Here is a 17,264-nt window from a genome sequence, read left to right on the forward strand (position 1 = left end):
GCCGCGTCAACTGCCTGCGGGTAAAGCTGGCAGCCCACCGCCCCCGAAAGCCGCCCGCCCCATGATCGATTACTTCGCGCTTGCTCTTGGACATGGCCTTCTGGCCATTGCCCTGCTGCGCTTGGTGATGCGCGCTGGGCTCGATACCGATCCGCTGATCGAAGAGATCAAGGCCGAGACGACAAGCAATCGCAAGGCCACCAGCGTCGCCGGACGCAACGCGGCCCGCCGCGAGCGGGCGGATGGCCAGACCGACGGCACCGACGCGCGTGCTTGATCTCGTTCTCCTCGCCTTCATCGGCTATGTGCTGGTACTCGGCCTCAGGCGCTCGTTCCTGTGGGTGCTGCTCTATGTCTATATCGACATTCTCGCGCCGCAACGGATCGGCTTTACGCTGATCACCACCATCCCGGTCTCGCTGATCGCCTTTGCCGCAGCCTTCGGCGGCTGGCTCGCCCTCGACCGCAAGGAGGGGGCGCGCTTCACCCTGCGGCAGGGGCTGATGCTGGCGCTGCTCGTCTATTGCTGGTGGACCACCGGCCACGCCGATTTCCCGGTCGAGGCCCAGACCAAGTGGGACTGGGTGTGGAAGGCGCTGCTCTTCGCGATCTTCCTGCCGCTCACCCTCACCACCCGCGCGCGGATCGAGGGGCTGGCGCTGGTGCTGCTGCTGTCGGTCGCGACGATCGTGATCGGGACGGGGATGAAGACGATCCTCGGCGGCGGGGGCTACCAGAACCTCAAGTTCTTCGTGAACGACAACAGCGGCATCTACGAAAGCTCGACCCTCGCCACGGTCGCGATCGGGCTGATCCCGATGCTGTGGTGGTTCGTGCGGCACGGCACGATCTTTCGGCCGCACTGGACGGTGACGGTGTTCGCGGTGGCGCTGACCTTCGCCTGCCTGCTCGTCCCCATCGGCACCGAGGCGCGCACGGGCCTGCTGTGCATCGCCGCGCTCGCGGGGCTGATGCTGCGTTACACCAAGCGGCGCTTCCTGTTCGTCGCGGGCGCGGCGGTGCTGGGCCTCACCGCCCTGCCCTTCCTGCCGCAGTCCTACTACAACCGCATGTCGACCATCGCCCAGCCGGGCGGCGACGAGAGCGCCTCGACCCGCGTGGCGGTGTGGGAATGGACGCTCAACTACGTCGCCGAAAAGCCCTTCGGCGGCGGGTTCGATGCCTACCGCTCCAACCGCTTTGCTTATGTCATGCCGGTCAAGCAGACGGCGGGGAACACCACCACGGTCACCTACCAGGAGGTCGAGGACAAGGGCCGCGCGTTCCATTCCTCGGTGTTCGAGATGCTCGGCGAGCAGGGCTGGCCGGGGCTGATCATGTGGCTCTCTCTCCATTTCATCGGGCTGTGGCAGATGGAGCGCCTCCAGCGGCGCTGGAAGAAGGAAGAGGACGAGGCGACCCGCTGGATCGCCCCGCTCGCCGCGGCCTTGCAGATGGGGGCGATCATCTACCTCGTTGGCGCGCTGTTCCAGGGGATCGCCTATCAGCCGGTGATGCTGATGCTGGTCGGCCTCCAGATCGGGCTCCACACCTATTGCCTGCGGATCGATTCGGCCCGCTCGCTGCTCGATCGCAGCACCGCGCGGCGCGAGGCGATCACGGGTCAGGTGCGCGGTGCCGTAGCGGCATAGCGCGCCATTTCTTCGGAGCGTTGCGCTCCCCCTTGTGTTGCGCCATGACACGCGGCGCAACGAGGCAGGCGGCACCCGGATCGTGCCGCCCGACACACAAAGGAGGAGCCCGATGAACCCGCAGGATTTGGCCGCCAAGGTTGGCGAAGTGATCGGCACCAGCGAATGGGTGGAGATGAGCCAGGAGCGCATCAACCAGTTCGCCGAGGCGACCGGTGACCACCAGTTCATCCACGTCAACGAAGAGATGGCCAAGATGACCCCCTTCGGCGGGACCATCGCCCACGGCTTCCTGACCTTGTCGATGATCCCCTATCTCGGCGCCAACGGCGGCGCGCCGCGCATCGACGGCGTGAAGATGGGCGTGAACTACGGCGGCAACAAGACGCGCTTCATCGCCCCGGTCCGCGCCGGCAAGCGCATCCGCGGCGTCTGGAAGCTCACCGAAATGGTCGAGAAGCGCCCCGGCCAGTGGCAGCAGACCTGCGAGATCACCATCGAGATCGAAGGCGAGGACAAGCCCGCCCTGATGTGCGAGTGGATCACGCAATACTTCGTGTGAGCCCCGTGGCCCGCATCGAACCCCTCGCCGAGCCTTACCCCGAGCCTTTCGCCCGGGCGATGGCCGTGCTCATGCGCGGCGCGCCGCCGCTGAAGCTGTTCACCACCCTCGCCAAGCACGAGCGGGCGTGGGGGAAGTTCACCGCCGGCTCGATGCTCGACCGTGGCCCGCTGTCCCTGCGTGACCGCGAGCTGGTTATCGACCGGACCACGGCGCGCTGCGGCTGCGAGTACGAATACGGCGTCCACATCCGCGGCTTTGCGGAGAAGGCCGGGATCGACGAAGCGCAGCAACGCGCTCTGGTGCACGGCACCGCCGCCGATCCGGTATGGACCGCGAGCGAAGCGGCACTGATCGCCGGGGTCGACGCCCTGCTCGACCACAAACGCCTGTCTGAGGCTCAATGGGCTGACCTTCGGGCGCACTTCTCGGAAGAAGAAGTGCTCGAAGTGGTGCAACTTGTCGCTTTCTATCACGGCGTGTCGCTGATCTGCGGCGCGCTCGACCTGCCGCTCGAAGACGGGGCGGCACGGTTCCCCGACTGACTTCTTTCAACAAGGATACCCAACATGGCACGTGACGCCGTTATCGTCTCCACCGCCCGCACGCCCATCGGGCGCGCCTACAAGGGCGCTTTCAACGCCACCCCCGGCGCCACGCTCGGCGCGCTGAGCCTTGCGCCCGCGATCGAGCGTGCCGGGATCGAAGCCGGCCAGATCGACGACGTCGTCTGGGGCGCGGTCCTCACGCAAGGGACACAGGCTGGCAATATCGGCCGTCAGGTCGCGCTGCGCGCCGGCTGCCCCGTGGGCGTTTCGGCCCAGACCATCGACCGCCAGTGCTCCTCGGGCCTGATGGCGATTGCCACAGCCGCCAAGCAGATCATCGTCGACAACATGGATATCGTCGTCGGCGGCGGTCAGGACTCGATCTCGATGGTCCAGACCCCCGAGATGCGCGTCTCGCCCGACCGCTCGCTGATTGCGATGCACAAGGACGTCTACATGCCGATGCTCGGCACCGCCGAGACCGTGGCCAAGCGCTACAACATCAGCCGCGAGGCGCAGGACGAATACGCCTACCAGTCGCAGATGCGCACCGCGCAGGCGCAGGCTGAGGGCCGTCTGGACGCGGAAATCGTCCCCGTCACCGTGACCATGAACGTGGTCGACAAGGAGACGAAGGAAGTCTCGCAGCGCGAAATCACCGTCACCAAGGACGAAGGCAACCGCCCCGAGACCACGCTCGAAGGCCTCCAGAGCCTCAACCCGGTGATGGGCCCGGGCATGAACATCACCGCGGGCAACGCCTCGCAGCTGTCGGACGGTTCCTCGGCCGCGGTGCTGATGGAAGCCAAGCTCGCCGAACAGCGCGGTCTACAGCCGCTCGGCCGCTATGTCGGCATGGCGGTCGCGGGCACCGAGCCTGACGAAATGGGCATCGGCCCCGTCTTCGCGATCCCGAAGCTGCTCAAGCAGACCGGCCTCAAGATGGACGACATCGGCCTGTGGGAACTGAACGAGGCCTTCGCGGTGCAGGTGCTGTACTGCCGCGACCAGCTCGGCATCGACAATGACATCCTCAACGTCAGCGGCGGCTCGATCTCGATCGGCCACCCCTATGGCATGACCGGCGCGCGCTGCACCGGCCACGCGCTGATCGAAGGCAAGCGCCGCGGCGCCAAGTATGTGGTCGTCACCATGTGCGTTGGTGGCGGCATGGGCGCGGCTGGTCTCTTCGAGGTCTTCTAAGCGGAACTTTTTTCCGCGTCGGCGCTAGCGCCTGTCCCCAAGCACAGGAGACAGGCATGGCGACCGACGCGGAAATCCGTTCGAAGTTCTGGAAAGCGCTCAAAAGCGACATGACGATGTTCCTCGGCCTGGCCGAGGGCGAGGACGGCCACGCCCGTCCGATGACCGCGCAGCTGGAAGACGAACTGTTTGACGGTGACGAGTATCGCGGGCCCGTGTGGTTCTTCACCGCGACCGACAACCAGCTCTACCGGCAGGTCCAGCAGCAGGAACTGGGCGATGCCAGCCCCCGCGCGATGGCGCATTTCGTGAGCAAGGGCCACGATGTCTGGGCGACGGTCCACGGCAACCTCTCCACCACCCGCGACCGCGCGACCATCGACCGGCTGTGGAACCGCTTTGTCGCGGCATGGTACGAGGGCAAGGACGATCCCAAGATCGCCCTCATCCGGCTCGACCCCGAGGATGCCGAGATCTGGATCGACGCCTCCTCGCTGGTGGCCGGGATCAAGATGCTGATCGGGATCGATCCCAAGCAGGACTACAAGGACAAGGTCGCCGAGGTGCGGCTGTAAGAGCGCGCGCGGGCGGGAGGTTCACTCCCGCCCCGTCATCCCCGTAAGGCCAAGCGGTGCATAGTCGCCGATGGCGAGTTGTTCGAACACGCCGAGGCCGCTTTCACCCCCCGGTCCCTCGACGCGGCAGAGCATCTGCACGTGCAGGTTGTCGGGCCGCGCGGGATCGATTGTCGCAAGGTCGATGGTCTCGCGCTCGACCTCGAGCAGCCCGTGATCGAGCCCGTGGCCCCACTTGGGCGAGGTATAGCCCAGTCCGCGCATCTGGAAGCGCGCAAGCGGCGTGAGGCGGAAGGTCTCGCCCCCCGCCTGCAATTCGCCCGATGCGGGCCAGCGGGTGCCGTCTGCGAGCTGCGTTGCCATCACTGGCGCGTGATCGTCGTGGAAGCCGTCCGCCCCCGCCCCGTCGGGCGCGATCACCGCGCGGGTGTTCCACGGCGTGCCATCGGCATGGGCGTTCAAATGGAAGAACAGGCTGCGGCCCGGCAGGTTCACCGGCGTCCACTGCCAGAAGAACTGCGGCACCGTCTTGCCCGCAAACTGCGGATCGGCCGCGCCGATGGGCCGCACGCCCCAGCTGCGGTCGCGAGTGCCGGCGCTGCCTGCGGGGAGCACCTCGCGCCCCCCGTCGACCTCGATCCAGCCCTCGTAATGCCCGTTCTGGGTGAGGCGGGTGTAGTCCATCACCGTGCGCGGCCCCACGCGCCAGGTGAAGCGCGGCTCCTCAATGGGAAAGGCGCGGCCCGTGAAGGTGAGGTCGGCGGCGATGCCCTCCCCCTCGACCACCACCCGCAGGCGCTGGAGCGGCTCCAGCACCTCGATCCGGACGGGGCCGCAGGATAGCTCCATCCGCTCCATGCCGAGCCGGCGACTGGCGTGGAGGCAGTGCTGGACGCCATCACGCACGACGCAAAAATGCGCGTCGGCGACGTCGAGATTCGGATAGACCCCGAAGGCCACCGCAAAGAAGCTGCTGCCATCGGGCGCATAGCCGTTGAAGAAATAGCGGTCGTAGAAATTGCGGTCGGTGCCGGAATAGGCGACCGAATCGGGGGTCTGGTGGATCGGGTAATCGTCACCCCTGCTCAAGGCCATCGGGTCATCCTTTGCGCTTCAGAAGGTCGAGGCTGCTGTGCTGGTGCGCGAGCGCGCAGGCCCCGCGCGCCATCGACAGGAAGTTCGCGTCGCCCCGCTCGGTGCGCACCACGAAGGCGCTGCTGAACACCGCGGTCGAGACCCCGTGGAGCGCGCCGAGGACATAGTCGTCCCAGATCGCCTCCCGCGTCAGCGGCACGCCGCGGGCGGTCATGGCGGCGCAGTAGAGATCGAGCAGTTCGCTCTCGGCCTCGCGTCGCAGCGTGTCGCCGATCCCGCAGCCGAGGAAGTAGCCGATATCGGTGAGGCCGTTGCCGATTGTGAGCGTCTGCCAGTCGAGCACCGCAATGGGTTCCGCCCCGCCCCTGATATCGAACAGCACATTGTCCAGCCGGAAGTCGCCGTGGACGAGGCTGACGGGCGCGTCATGCTGGCGGTCGGTGGCAGCGGTGATTGCCGCCAGCTCCTCGCACAGCGCCATGAATTCGGGTTCGAGCACGCCCGCATAGCGCTCGCGGAAGATCGCCTGCGCCTGCGGATAGAGTGCCTTCACCTGGGCATTGGCGGCGGGATTGGGCTGGAGCCAGTCGAGCCCGAGGATCGCTTCATTGCGCCACCCCGGCGCATGGAGCGCGGCGGCCTGCTCGACCACCAGCCGCGCCTCGGCGAGGGTGCAGCCCGCCAGCTGGTTGCCGCCCCGCGCCGGGCCGAGGTCCTCGAACAGCAGCACGAAGCTCGCGCCGTCCTCGGCGATCTCGGCGACGTGGGTGCGCGGCGTGCGGACCGGGAGCTGCGGCGCGATATCGCGGTAGAAGCGCACCTCCTTGGCATAGAGCCCGAGCATCGCGGCGGTCGCGCGGCTGGTGGGATCGGCGGCGGCGAACTTGCCCGCGAGCGTTACCGTCTCCTCGCCAAAATCCAGCGTGAAGCGCACCGAATCGCCCACTTGCCCGGTGCCGATCGGCTCCCAGCGCCACGCGTCCGGCACGCGGCCGAGAACCGCCTGCCACCAGTCATCGGTGATTGTATCCGGATGCGCCGGAAATCCGTCCATGTGTCCCTCTCCGCACACGAACGTAGCAGCGCCGCCCGTGCGGGCAACGGCCTTATTGAGAGGGAGGGGAATGGAGGAGAGCAGCAAGCGCCGCCCTGCCCGTCACAGGCAGAGCGGCGATAGCTGGATCAGCGCAAGCTGACGACGTTGTCGGTCGCCTCGCGCACGCGGGTGCCGTTGAACAGGCTCATCATCGGCTCGTCCTGCACGGTCACAGCGACCGCGTTGCCGTAGCCGTTGAAGCCGGTCTTCATCGCCGCGCCGTAAGCGCCGAGCATCCCGATCTCGATATAGTCACCGGCCTGGATGTCGGCGGGGAGCGCGAAGGGCCCCTTCATGTAGTCCGCATCGTCACAGGTCGGGCCGTAGAAGGCGAAATCCGCCTCCTCCTCGATCAGGTCGTCCTCGAGCGCGCGCACGGGGAAGCGCCATGCGACATGGGCCGCATCGTAGAGAGCGCCATAGGCACCATCATTGATGTAGAGCTCCTCGCCGCGGCGCTTGTTCACCTGCACGATCATCGAGGAATACTCGGCCGACAGCGCGCGGCCGGGTTCGCACCACAGCTCGGCATTGTAGGCGATCGGCAGGCTTTCGAAGTGCTTGGCGATGATCGCGAAGTAATCTTCCATCGGCGGCGGCTCGAGCCCCGGATAGGCGCTCGGGAAGCCCCCGCCCACGTCGATCATGTCGATCACGACCGAAGCCTCGGCAATCGCCGCACGGGTGCGGTCCAGCGCCTGCACGAAGGCGAACGGCGTCATCGCCTGGCTGCCGACATGGAAGCACACGCCCAGCCAGTCGCAATGCTGGCGGGCCTGCTGGAGCAGCTGCGGCGCTTCGATCAGGTCGCAGCCGAACTTGCTGGCCAGCGACAGCTCCGAATACTCGCTCGACACGCGCAGGCGCACGCACAGACGCAGGTCGCGCGGGGCCTCGCCCGTCGCGCGGTTGCGGCAGGCGTCGATGATCTTCTCCAGCTCCTCGTAGGTGTCGAGGCTGAAGGTGCGCACGCCGTGCTCGAAATAGGCTTCGCTGATCGCCGCGGGGGTCTTCACCGGATGCATGAAGCACAGCACGGCCTGCGGCAGGATGCCGCGCACCAGCCGGACCTCGGTGATCGAGGCGACATCGAAATGGGTCACGCCCGAATCCCACAGGACCTGGATGAGGTCCGGCGCGGGGTTGGCCTTGACCGCATAGAGCACCTTGCCCGGAAACTTCTCGACGAAGAAACGGGCGGCGCGCCGCGCGGCGTGCGGGCGGTTGAGGATGACGGGTTCGTCCGGACGGAGGTCGCGGACTACAGCCAGTGCGTCAGGATAGATGTGCAACTCAAGGGACCCCCAAAACGGCTCTGTTGAACCATAAAACGACAAGCTGCCTTGCGGTTTGGAAGTCCCCTTGGGGCAGCGGAAGCGCGCAGATAGGGCTTTGGGGGGGGAATGCAAACGAAAAATGCACCCCGCGCGGGCGAAATGTTACTTTTCGAAGACACCCCTGAAAAGACGACAGGAATGTGACGGAAAACACGCGGTTTTCCGCCCCATTCGCAGCCGGAATCAGAAGCCGATGCGCGGCACCTGATCGACCGTTCCCTGCTCGCTCGCGTCGAGCCGGTGGAAATCGGCCTCGGCGAATCCGAGCATGTTCGCAAACAGCACCGCCGGGAAGGATTCGCGCGCGGCATTGAAGCGGGCGACTGCCGCATTCAGCGCCCGGCGCGCGGCGGCCAGCTTGTCCTCGACATCGGCAAGCTCGCCCTGGAGCGACTGGAAGTTGGCCGAAGCCTTGAGGTCGGGATAGGCCTCGCCCAGCGCCAGCAGGTTGTCGAGCGCACCGCGCAGCTGCGCCTCGCCTCCCTGCCCGCGCGCCGCTGCATTGCGCGCCGCGATCACCGCTTCGAGTGTCTCGGATTCGTGGGTGGCATAGCCCTTCACCGTCTCGACCAGATTGGGAATGAGGTCGTGCCGCTGGCGCAGCTGCGCGTCGATATCGGCGACGCCCTGCCGCACGCTCTGCCTGAGGCCGACCAGCCGGTTGTAGATCCCGATCACCACCAGCAGCGCCACCCCGACGAACACCACAAGCACCCAAACCATATGCATCCCCTTTACCTGAGCCGGATATTTGTGCTCACACTGGTTAAAGAATCGCGCGGGAGAGGCAATGCGCACCGACATTGATGGCCTGATGACCGGTGGTCTGGCCGACTGGCTGGCCGGCCAGAATGAAATGCGCGAGAGCGCAAAGAAGCAGGCGACCAGCCGCTGGGTGTGGTGCGCGGCGATCCTCATGCCGCTGCTCGCCTTCCTGTGGTTCAGCCCCGCCGCCGAAACCCCGATCGCGCCGATCGTGTCGCTGGGCGGGGTCGCGGGCGGCATCTGGTGGGGCTACCGCCCGATCTCGGCCGCGACGCAGGCGATCAAGGTCGGCATCAATTCCGCCATCGCCGCCAGCTACGGCCTTGCCTATTCCCCCGAGGTCGAACCCGGCACCGAGTTCGAGGCCGCGCGCACCTATGGCCTGCTGCCTTCATACGACCGTTCGGACTTCGAGGACCGCTGGTACGGCACGCTCGAGGGGCACGGCTTCGATCTCTACGAGGCGCATCTCGAGGAGGAGCGCGGGTCGGGCAAGAACCGCCGCTGGGTGACGGTGTTCCGCGGCCCGATCATCCGCATGGGCTTCGGCCGCCCGTTCCATTCGACCACCCTGCTCGAACGCGCGGGCAAGCACAGAAAGTGGCTGGGCCTTGGCGGGGCGAGCGATCACGTGAGCTTCGAGGGCCACCGGCTCGACCGCGTGGATCAGGTCCACCCCGCCTTTGCCGAAACCTTCGCGCTCTATTCCGACGATCAGGTCGAGGCGCGGGTGCTGGTCCACCCCTCCTATGTCGAACACCTGCTGCGGCTCGAGGATGCGTTCGAGGCGCGCGAGCTGCGGGCGCTGTTCATCGGCGGCGAGGTGATCATCGCGATCGAGGCGGGCAACCTGTTCGAAAGCGGCGGGATGGACGCCGCCGCCGACCGCGAGAAGGCCGAACGCGCCCAGCGCCAGTTCGGCGCGCTGGCGGGCCTGGCGCTCGCGATCAACCAGAACGAGCGCGGGCGGGTGATCGAACCCGGGCCGCAGTCGCGGGTCGATCTCTAGCTCAGCCGGTCGCGGAAGTCTTCGTAGTCGAAGCGCTTGATGCAATCGAGCGCGTCGGTCTCGGAGTCCCACATCCAGATCGACGGCAGAGCGACGCCGTTGAAGGTGTTGGTCTTGACCATCGAATAATGCGCCTGATCGAGAAAGGCGAAACGCGCCCCCGGCTCGGCCGCGACGGGGAGGCGGTAGTCGCCGATCACGTCACCCGCGAGGCACGAGGGCCCGCCGAGGCGGATCGGGATCATGGCCTCGTCGGTCAGTTCGCCGAGCATCGCCGGACGGTAGGGCGCCTCGAGCACGTCGGGCATGTGGCAGGTGGCCGAGATGTCGGTGATGCCCACCGGCATTTCGTTGAAATGGGTGTCGAGCAGCGTGCCGACCAGAATCCCCGCATCGAGCGCCACCGCCTCGCCGGGTTCGAGGATGATCTGGCAGCCGGTGTCCTCGGCCGCGTCGCGCAGGAATTCGACCAGCTCCTCGCGCTGGTAATCGGCGCGGGTGATGTGGTGCCCGCCGCCCATGTTGATCCACTTGAGCTGGCCGAAATAGGGCTCGATCACGTCGAACACGCGGTCCCACGTGGCCTTCAGCGGCTCGAAATCCTGTTCGCACAGATTGTGGAAGTGGATCCCCTCGACCCCCTCCATGTGCTCCTCGGTGAGCTGGTCGAGCGGGAAGCCGAGGCGCGAGCCGGGGGCCGAGGGGTCATATTTCGCGACCTCGCCGGTCGCTACCTGCGGGTTGATGCGCAGGCCCACGCTGACCGGCGCGCCGTTCGCCGCCGCCTGTTCGAGGATCAGCCGGGCGCGCTGGTGCTGGTAGGGCGAGTTGAAGATCACGTGGTCGGAGAGGCGGCAGATCTCCTCGATCTCCTCGGGCTTGAAGGCGGCGGAATAGGTCGCGATCTCGCCGTCGTAGAACTCGCTCGCGAGGCGCGCTTCCCACAGGCCGCTGGTGGAGACGCCGTCGAGATACTCGCCGATGATCGGCGCGGCCGACCACATCGAGAAGGCCTTGAGCGCCGCGAACACCCTGATGTCCGCGCCATCGGCTGCGGCGGCATCGCGCACGGCGGCGAGCACCCGGCAATTGGCGCGCAGGCGTGCGGCATCGACCACGAAAGCGGGGCTGTCGACGCGCGACAGGTCGAAATGGGCAAAGGCCCCGGGATCACCGGCCTTGGTCTGCATCAGCCGAAAGGACTCCTGAAAATCATGTAGGCGCCCCCGGCGATGAGGGCGAAACCGAGAATCTGGCTCACCGTCGGCGTCTCGCCGAACAGCGCCCACGCCACCAGAACGAAGGCCGCGAGAGATAGGACCTCCTGCATGGTCTTCAACTCGGGCAGCGAATAATGCGCGATACCGATGCGGTTGGCGGGCACGGCAAGGCAATATTCCAGCAGCGCGATCCCCCAGGCAAGGCCGATCGCCGCCAGCATCCCGAGCGAGGGCTGCTTGAGGTGGTAATACCACGCGACGTTCATCACGATGCTCGACCCGGCCAGCAGCAGGATCGGCCAGAGCGCGGCGAGGCTCACTTGGCGGCTCCCGTCGGCAGGGTCACGCGCACCACGCGCCCGCCATTGACGTCGGTGACATAGGCATGGCCCTTGCCGTCGAGCGCCAGGTCGTGCCCGAGGCTCGCGTCCTCGCCGGGCAGGCCGATGTCGAAGGAGGCCTCGACCTTCCCGTCCGCACTGTAGATGCGCAGGATCGCGCCGTTGCGGTCGGCCCCGTCGCGGCCCTCGACCGCAAGCAGCCGCCCGCCGCCCAGGGGCTTGATCGCGTAGGTGTGATTGCCCGCAGGCGAAGGCCAGCTGGCGACCTCCTTGCCCCCATGGTCGTAGACCGCGATCCGCGCATGCTCGCGGTCGGCGACGTAGATGTGCCGGTCGTCCACCGCGACCGCGTGCGCGACCTTGAAGTCGCCCCAGTCGCGGAGGAATGCGCCGTCGGGGGCGAACTCGGCGACGCGGGTGTTCACATAGCCGTCGGCGACCAGCACGCGGCCGGGCAGGAAGGCGACGTCGGCGGGACGGCCGAAATGGCTGGCGTCCTGCCTCGTCACCCCCTGCTCGCCCAGCGTCAGCTCGAGCGCGCCTTCGGGGGAGAAGCGCATCACCTGCTCGCGCGCCACATCGGTGATCCAGACCTTGCCATCCGGTGCGATCGAGATGCCGTGCGGCATGACGAACACCCCCGCCCCCCATTCCGCCAGCAGCTTGCCCTCGGGCGAGAACTTGAACACGGTGGGCTCGGGGATCGGCTCCTTGGGAAAGGGCTCGGCCCACTTGCGCCCGGCGCGGTGGAGCACCCAGACGTTGCCCTCACCGTCCACGTCGACGGCGCTGACCTCCCCGAACTTGGCGCCCGCCGGGATGGTCGGCCACCCGGCATCGACGGCGAGCTTGGGCACCTCCTCACGCGGCGGCGGCGCGGGATTGCAGGCGGCGAGCGCGAGCAGGATGGCGGCGCCCATGAAACCCGCCCGCTTTGTCTTCAACATGCCCCGCTCTCCAGCGCCGCGCCGAAAGCCGACGCTGCCTCCGCATTGAAACAGACCAGCGCGATCCGGTCAAAATCCGCCGGGTGCGCGCGCATTTCGGCGACAACGGTTGCAACAGCCACGTCGGCCGCCGCGGCAAGCGGATAGCCGTAGATGCCGGTCGAGATCGCCGGAAAGCCGATGCTGCGCGCGCCGATCTCACGGGCGCGGGTCAGCGCTTCCCGATAGCAGCTTGCGAGCTGATCCGGCTCGCCATTGGTGCCGCCGCGCCATACCGGACCGACCGTGTGGATGATGTGGCGCGCGGGCAGGCGGTAGCCCTTGGTGACCTTGGCCTGCCCGGTCTTGCATCCGCCCAAGAGGCGGCACTCATGGACAAGGTCCGGCCCCGCCGCGCGGTGGATCGCGCCGTCCACCCCGCCCCCGCCCAGCAGCGACGAATTGGCGGCGTTGACGATGGCATCGAAGGGCATCGTCACGATGTTGCCGGTGACGACCTCGATCGTGGTGGAGCCGATCAGCAAGGCGTCAGAACCCAACCGGCCCCGGCAGCTCCTCCACGGTCCACGGCAGGCCGTGTGCGTTGAGCATCGCCATGAAGGGATCGGGGTCGAGCTGTTCGATGTTGAACACGCCCTCGCCCTGCCAATCGCCCTTCACCATCATCGCCGCGCCGATCATCGCAGGCACGCCGGTGGTGTAGCTCACGGCCTGATTGCCGGTCTCCTCATAGGCCGCTTCGTGCGAACAGATGTTCTTGATGTAGAACGTCTTCTCACCCGAGCCATCCAAGGCCTCGCCGGTCGCGATCACGCCGATGTTGGTGTTGCCCTTGGTGGTCTCGCCCAACGTCTCGGGCTTGGGGAGCACCGCGGCGAGGAATTGCAGGGGGATGATGTCCTTCCCCTGATAACGCACCGGCTCGATGCTCGTCATGCCGACGTTCTGGAGCACGGTGAGGTGCGTGATGTACTGGTCGCCGAAGGTCATCCAGAAGCGCGCGCGCTCGAGCTCGGGGACGAACTTGGCGAGGCTTTCCAGCTCCTCGTGATACATCAGGTACATGTTCTTCGGCCCGACGGCTTCGAAGTCGAAGGCGACCTTGTTCGACATGGCGGGCGTCTCCACCCACTCCCCGTTTTCCCAGTGACGCGCCGGGGCGGTCACTTCGCGGATGTTGATTTCGGGGTTGAAGTTGGTCGCGAAGTGCTGGCCATGATCGCCGCCGTTGCAATCGAGGATGTCGAGCTGGCGGATGGTCTTCAGCTTGTGCTTCTTGAGCCACATGGTGAAGACGCTGGTGACGCCCGGATCGAAGCCCGAACCCAGCAGCGCCATCAGGCCAGCGTCCTTGTAGCGCTCCTGGTAGGCCCACTGCCATTTGTACTCGAACTTCGCCTCGTCCTTGGGTTCGTAATTGGCGGTGTCGAGGTAATCGACGCCCGCTTCGAGGCAGGCGTCCATGATCGGCAGGTCCTGATAGGGCAGCGCGAGGTTGACCACGAGGCCCGCCCCGGTCTTGCGGATCAGGTTGACCATCGCCGGGACTTCCTCGGCGTCGATCTCGTAGGTGGCGATATCGCGCCCGCAGCGTTCCTTGACGCTCTTGGCGATGGCGTCGCACTTCGATTTGGTGCGGCTGGCGAGGTGGATTTCGGGGAAGATGTCCGGGTTGAACGCCATCTTGTGGACGCAGACCGAGCTGACCCCGCCCGCACCAATGACAAGGACGGTGCTGGACTTTGCTGCCGACATGATCAGAACCTTTCGTAATGCGAATCTTGCGCGCGCCTTAGAGCATTGCCCCGAAAAGTGGGAACCGGTTTTCGGGACGGGGCAATGCAACCGACAAACATCCAACGCAGCCGACGGGACAAATGATCCAGACTGAAATGCAAATGCCGACCGCCGAGGGGGTGCGCGCTGCTGCGCGGGCCGTGGCCGCGATCCTTCCGCCGACCCCGCTGCTCCCCGTCGAGATCGGCGGGGTGCGCGCGTGGGTGAAGGCGGACAACCTGCAACCTATCGGCTCGTTCAAGATCAGGGGCGCGTGGTGGCGGCTGTCGAACCTGACGCCGGAAGAGCGCGCGGGCGGCGTGGTCGCGGTGTCATCGGGCAACCATGCGCAGGGTGTGGCGTGGAGCGCGCGGCGGCTCGGCATCCGCGCGACCATCGTCATGCCGCATGATGCGCCCGAGGTGAAACTGGCGAACACGAAGGCTTTGGGGGCCGAAGTGGTGCTCTATCAACGCCCCGGAGAGGACCGCGATGCGGTGGCCGCCGGGCTGATTGCGCAGAACGGCGGCACGCTGGTGCACGCTTTCGGCGATCCTTGGGTGATCGAGGGACAGGGCAGCGCCGCGATCGAGATCGCCGCGCAGCTCGGCCATGCGCCTTCGCGCATTGTCGCCTGCTGCGGGGGCGGCGGGCTGACCGCCGGGCTTTCGCTCGGGGCGCCGGAGAGCGCGGTCCATCCGGTCGAGCCGGTGGGCTGGGACATGGTCGGGCAGGCGCTGGCCGCGGGCGAGCTTGTCCATGCCGCGCCCGATGCGCCCAAGACGATCTGCGACGCGCTCCAGCCCAATGTCACCAAGCCGATCAACCTCGCGGTGCTGCGTGGCCGGTCAGAGCCGGGCGTGACCGTCACCGACGAGGAGGTGCGCGCGGCGCAGCGCTTTGCCTTTGCCAACCTGCGGCTGGTGGTCGAACCCGGCGGCGCGGCGGCGCTGGCGGCGGCGCTGGCGGGCAAGGTGCCGGTGGATGCGGACACGGTGATCATGCTCACCGGCGGCAATGCCGATCCGGCGGCCTTCGCGGCGACGATCGCAGGGGCGTCCTGACAGGCTCTCGCCGCGCGCCAGCGCCCGCCAGACCCCCTCCAGACCCCCGCCAGACCCGTCCAGACCCCTGTTCGCGGAGGGTTAGCGACAGGGTTTCACGTGAAACACGGCGAATTTCGCATCTGCGAAGTTTTCGCGCGCCAAAAACGCGGAATGCGCGTATGGGGCGCCCTCGCACAGGCGGGCCTTGTCGGCTTTTCGCCTCTTATTACCCGGAACAGCCGCGCCTACCGCAACGGGCCTCTTGCGCCGTTCCCGACGAGTTTGCCTCCCCATGACATTCCCCGCCCTGCCCGCCACCATCGAAGCCGCCCTTGCCGAGCGCGGCTATGCCGCTGCCACCCCCGTCCAGGCCGAGGTGCTGCGTCCCGAAGCGGCGGGGCGCGATCTGGTCGTCTCGGCCCAGACCGGCTCGGGCAAGACGGTTGCCTTCGGCCTTGCGATGGTGCCGGAACTGCTTGGTTCGGAAGGGAAAATCGGCTTCGTCGAAGCGCCGCGCGCGCTCGTCATCACCCCCACCCGCGAGCTCGCCCTGCAGGTCAGCCGCGAGCTCGAATGGCTCTACCAGCGCACCGGCGCCCGCGTGGCGACCTGTGTCGGCGGCATGAACCCCTCGGCCGAGCGCAAGGTGCTCCACTCCGGCCCCGCCATCGTGGTCGGCACCCCGGGCCGGTTGCGCGACCACTTCGAGCGCGGGGCGCTCGATCTCTCGCAGCTCGCCGTTGCGGTGCTCGACGAGGCGGACGAAATGCTCGACATGGGCTTCCGCGAAGAGCTTGAAGCGATCCTCGACGCGACGCCAGAAACGCGCCGTACCCTGTTGTTTTCGGCCACAATGCCGCGCCCGATCGAAGCCCTCGCCCGGCGCTACCAGCACGAGGCGCTGCGCATCGCCACCATCTCCGAAGGCGACCGCGGGCATGGCGATATCGCCTATCAGGCGGTCACCGTCTCCCCGCCCGAGGTCGAGAATGCGGTGGTCAACCTGCTGCGCTTCCACGAGGCGGAAACCGCAATCCTGTTCTGCGCCACGCGCGAGAAGGTGCGGCACCTGCACGCGACCCTGCAGGAGCGCGGCTTTGCGGTCGTGGCGCTCTCGGGCGAACATTCGCAATCCGAGCGTAATCAGGCACTTCAGGCCCTGCGCGATGGCCGCGCCCGGGTCTGCGTCGCCACCGATGTCGCCGCGCGCGGGATCGACCTGCCGACGCTGAGCCTGGTCGTTCATGTTGAAATCCCCCGCGATGTCGAGACCCTGCAGCACCGCTCGGGCCGCACCGGGCGCGCAGGGCGCAAGGGGATCGCGGTGCTGATCGTGCCCTTCTCCGCCCGCCGGCGGGTCGATGCGATGCTGAACCGCGCGCGGATCAATGCCGAGTGGCAGGACGTGCCCGACCGCGAAATGATCGCCCACCGCGACCGCGAGCGCCTGCTGGGCAAGCTGCTCGCCCCGACCGAATTCGACGAAGCCGATCGCGAGCTTGCCCACCAGCTGCTCGAGGAACGCAGCCCCGAGGATATCGCCGCGATGCTCGTCCAGGCGCACCGCGCGCGGATGCCCGAGCCTGAGGAAATCGCCGCCAACACCAGCGAAGCGCAGAAGGAACGCCACCGCCCCGGCTTCGAGGACACCGTGTGGTTCCGCATGGACATCGGCCGCAGCGTCGGGGCCGACCCGCGCTGGCTGCTGCCCCTGATCTGCCGCCGCGGGCACATCACCCGTAACGAGATCGGCGCGATCCGCATCGGGCAGGCCGAGACCTACTTCCAGATTCCCCGCGCCATCGCCGACAAGTATGCGGCCTCCGCCGCGCGCACGGCCGAGGCGCAGGGTGACGAGGAAGTGGTTCACATCGAGCGCTCCGACGCCGGCCCGCGCGAGGCGGCACGCACCAACCGCCAGCGCCGCCCCTCGCGCAGCAGCGCCGACAACGCCTTCGTCAAGGCCAAGCCGCCCGCACGCGGCTTCGCCAAGCCCGGCGCGGGTCCCAAGCCCGGCCAGAAACCGGGCCAGAAACCGAGCAAGCCTGCCCACCACAAGCACAAGCGCAAGTTCAAGCAGCCCTGAGGGGGG

18 protein-coding genes are annotated in these 17,264 nt (G+C 67.3%); 9 read left to right on the plus strand and 9 right to left on the minus strand.

Annotated features, from left to right (window positions below):
• Positions 1 to 61 precede the first annotated feature (61 nt).
• The 6 genes from BZF57_RS06410 (at position 62) to BZF57_RS06435 (ending at position 4,540) form a co-directional block, all read left to right on the plus strand.
• Positions 62 to 277: a hypothetical protein gene (locus BZF57_RS06410; protein WP_086735806.1), complete on the plus strand. Its 216-nt coding sequence runs from the start codon at positions 62 to 64 to the stop codon at positions 275 to 277.
• Positions 270 to 1,652 (plus strand): DUF5935 domain-containing protein, encoded by a 1,383-nt coding sequence (locus tag BZF57_RS06415; RefSeq protein WP_086735808.1) that lies wholly within the window; start codon positions 270 to 272, stop codon positions 1,650 to 1,652. Before BZF57_RS06410 ends, BZF57_RS06415 begins: the two co-directional genes overlap by 8 nt.
• A gap of 112 nt (positions 1,653 to 1,764) precedes the next feature.
• Complete coding sequence (locus tag BZF57_RS06420; protein WP_086735810.1) at positions 1,765 to 2,214, plus strand: MaoC family dehydratase; 450 nt, start codon at positions 1,765 to 1,767, stop codon at positions 2,212 to 2,214.
• A gap of 5 nt (positions 2,215 to 2,219) precedes the next feature.
• Positions 2,220 to 2,759: a carboxymuconolactone decarboxylase family protein gene (locus BZF57_RS06425; RefSeq protein ID WP_206073202.1), complete on the plus strand. Its 540-nt coding sequence runs from the start codon at positions 2,220 to 2,222 to the stop codon at positions 2,757 to 2,759.
• Positions 2,760 to 2,783: 24 nt separating this feature from the next.
• Positions 2,784 to 3,965, plus strand: a complete 1,182-nt coding sequence (locus tag BZF57_RS06430; RefSeq protein WP_086735813.1) for an acetyl-CoA C-acyltransferase — start codon at positions 2,784 to 2,786, stop codon at positions 3,963 to 3,965.
• Between the two features lie 56 nt (positions 3,966 to 4,021).
• The gene (locus tag BZF57_RS06435; protein WP_086735815.1) at positions 4,022 to 4,540 is read left to right on the plus strand and encodes a pyridoxamine 5'-phosphate oxidase family protein; all 519 of its coding nucleotides are present in this window, start codon (positions 4,022 to 4,024) and stop codon (positions 4,538 to 4,540) included.
• A gap of 21 nt (positions 4,541 to 4,561) precedes the next feature.
• Here BZF57_RS06435 and BZF57_RS06440 read toward each other — a convergent pair whose 3' ends face one another.
• The 4 genes from BZF57_RS06440 to BZF57_RS06455 form a co-directional block, all read right to left on the minus strand.
• Positions 4,562 to 5,635, minus strand: coding sequence for an Rv3169 family protein (locus BZF57_RS06440; protein ID WP_086735818.1), 1,074 nt, complete (start codon positions 5,633 to 5,635; stop codon positions 4,562 to 4,564).
• 4 nt (positions 5,636 to 5,639) lie between these two features.
• Complete coding sequence (locus BZF57_RS06445) at positions 5,640 to 6,689, minus strand: phosphotransferase family protein (protein WP_086735820.1); 1,050 nt, start codon at positions 6,687 to 6,689, stop codon at positions 5,640 to 5,642.
• 128 nt (positions 6,690 to 6,817) lie between these two features.
• Positions 6,818 to 8,023 (minus strand): type III PLP-dependent enzyme, encoded by a 1,206-nt coding sequence (locus BZF57_RS06450; RefSeq protein ID WP_086735822.1) that lies wholly within the window; start codon positions 8,021 to 8,023, stop codon positions 6,818 to 6,820.
• 228 nt (positions 8,024 to 8,251) lie between these two features.
• Positions 8,252 to 8,791, minus strand: coding sequence for a LemA family protein (locus BZF57_RS06455; RefSeq protein ID WP_206073203.1), 540 nt, complete (start codon positions 8,789 to 8,791; stop codon positions 8,252 to 8,254).
• Between the two features lie 67 nt (positions 8,792 to 8,858).
• On the opposite strand from BZF57_RS06455, the gene BZF57_RS06460 reads away from it, so the two are divergent.
• Positions 8,859 to 9,842 (plus strand): DUF3137 domain-containing protein, encoded by a 984-nt coding sequence (locus BZF57_RS06460; protein WP_086735826.1) that lies wholly within the window; start codon positions 8,859 to 8,861, stop codon positions 9,840 to 9,842.
• Here the strand turns inward: BZF57_RS06460 and BZF57_RS06465 are convergent.
• The 5 genes from BZF57_RS06465 to BZF57_RS06485 are packed head-to-tail and all read right to left on the minus strand — an operon-like array spanning position 9,839 to position 14,105.
• A complete protein-coding gene (locus tag BZF57_RS06465) occupies positions 9,839 to 11,032 on the minus strand; it encodes a carboxynorspermidine decarboxylase (protein ID WP_086735828.1) in 1,194 nt (397 codons plus the stop codon). The two genes, BZF57_RS06460 and BZF57_RS06465, sit on opposite strands and share 4 nt — an antisense overlap.
• Complete coding sequence (locus BZF57_RS06470) at positions 11,032 to 11,382, minus strand: DMT family protein (protein ID WP_086735830.1); 351 nt, start codon at positions 11,380 to 11,382, stop codon at positions 11,032 to 11,034. The genes BZF57_RS06465 and BZF57_RS06470 overlap by 1 nt, the downstream gene beginning before the upstream one ends.
• Complete coding sequence (locus BZF57_RS06475) at positions 11,379 to 12,323, minus strand: peptidyl-alpha-hydroxyglycine alpha-amidating lyase family protein (RefSeq protein WP_240505873.1); 945 nt, start codon at positions 12,321 to 12,323, stop codon at positions 11,379 to 11,381. The genes BZF57_RS06470 and BZF57_RS06475 overlap by 4 nt, the downstream gene beginning before the upstream one ends.
• A gap of 20 nt (positions 12,324 to 12,343) precedes the next feature.
• Positions 12,344 to 12,889 (minus strand): O-acetyl-ADP-ribose deacetylase, encoded by a 546-nt coding sequence (locus BZF57_RS06480; protein ID WP_276206600.1) that lies wholly within the window; start codon positions 12,887 to 12,889, stop codon positions 12,344 to 12,346.
• Entirely contained in the window at positions 12,879 to 14,105 is a 1,227-nt protein-coding gene (locus tag BZF57_RS06485) for a saccharopine dehydrogenase family protein (protein WP_086735836.1), read from the minus strand. Before BZF57_RS06485 ends, BZF57_RS06480 begins: the two co-directional genes overlap by 11 nt.
• Positions 14,106 to 14,227: 122 nt before the next feature.
• On the opposite strand from BZF57_RS06485, the gene BZF57_RS06490 reads away from it, so the two are divergent.
• Entirely contained in the window at positions 14,228 to 15,190 is a 963-nt protein-coding gene (locus BZF57_RS06490) for a threonine ammonia-lyase (protein ID WP_086735838.1), read from the plus strand.
• 274 nt (positions 15,191 to 15,464) lie between these two features.
• Positions 15,465 to 17,258, plus strand: a complete 1,794-nt coding sequence (locus BZF57_RS06495) for a DEAD/DEAH box helicase (RefSeq protein WP_086735840.1) — start codon at positions 15,465 to 15,467, stop codon at positions 17,256 to 17,258.
• Positions 17,259 to 17,264 lie beyond the last annotated feature (6 nt).

It is taken from the genome of Erythrobacter colymbi, from assembly GCF_002155685.1.
GTDB lineage: Bacteria > Pseudomonadota > Alphaproteobacteria > Sphingomonadales > Sphingomonadaceae > Erythrobacter > Erythrobacter colymbi.

What these genes read in the sequence shown, in the direction of transcription:
- BZF57_RS06410 (WP_086735806.1), top strand. Translation starts at nt 62, where the DNA reads ATGATCGATTACTTCGCGCTTGCTCTTGGACATGGCCTTCTGGCCATT.
- BZF57_RS06420 (WP_086735810.1), top strand. Translation starts at nt 1,765, where the DNA reads ATGAACCCGCAGGATTTGGCCGCCAAGGTTGGCGAAGTGATCGGCACC.
- BZF57_RS06430 (WP_086735813.1), top strand. Translation starts at nt 2,784, where the DNA reads ATGGCACGTGACGCCGTTATCGTCTCCACCGCCCGCACGCCCATCGGG.
- BZF57_RS06435 (WP_086735815.1), top strand. Translation starts at nt 4,022, where the DNA reads ATGGCGACCGACGCGGAAATCCGTTCGAAGTTCTGGAAAGCGCTCAAA.
- BZF57_RS06440 (WP_086735818.1), bottom strand. Translation starts at nt 5,635, where the DNA reads ATGGCCTTGAGCAGGGGTGACGATTACCCGATCCACCAGACCCCCGAT.
- BZF57_RS06445 (WP_086735820.1), bottom strand. Translation starts at nt 6,689, where the DNA reads ATGGACGGATTTCCGGCGCATCCGGATACAATCACCGATGACTGGTGG.
- BZF57_RS06455 (WP_206073203.1), bottom strand. Translation starts at nt 8,791, where the DNA reads ATGGTTTGGGTGCTTGTGGTGTTCGTCGGGGTGGCGCTGCTGGTGGTG.
- BZF57_RS06460 (WP_086735826.1), top strand. Translation starts at nt 8,859, where the DNA reads ATGCGCACCGACATTGATGGCCTGATGACCGGTGGTCTGGCCGACTGG.
- BZF57_RS06465 (WP_086735828.1), bottom strand. Translation starts at nt 11,032, where the DNA reads ATGCAGACCAAGGCCGGTGATCCCGGGGCCTTTGCCCATTTCGACCTG.
- BZF57_RS06475 (WP_240505873.1), bottom strand. Translation starts at nt 12,323, where the DNA reads ATGGGCGCCGCCATCCTGCTCGCGCTCGCCGCCTGCAATCCCGCGCCG.
- BZF57_RS06485 (WP_086735836.1), bottom strand. Translation starts at nt 14,105, where the DNA reads ATGTCGGCAGCAAAGTCCAGCACCGTCCTTGTCATTGGTGCGGGCGGG.
- BZF57_RS06490 (WP_086735838.1), top strand. Translation starts at nt 14,228, where the DNA reads ATGATCCAGACTGAAATGCAAATGCCGACCGCCGAGGGGGTGCGCGCT.
- BZF57_RS06495 (WP_086735840.1), top strand. Translation starts at nt 15,465, where the DNA reads ATGACATTCCCCGCCCTGCCCGCCACCATCGAAGCCGCCCTTGCCGAG.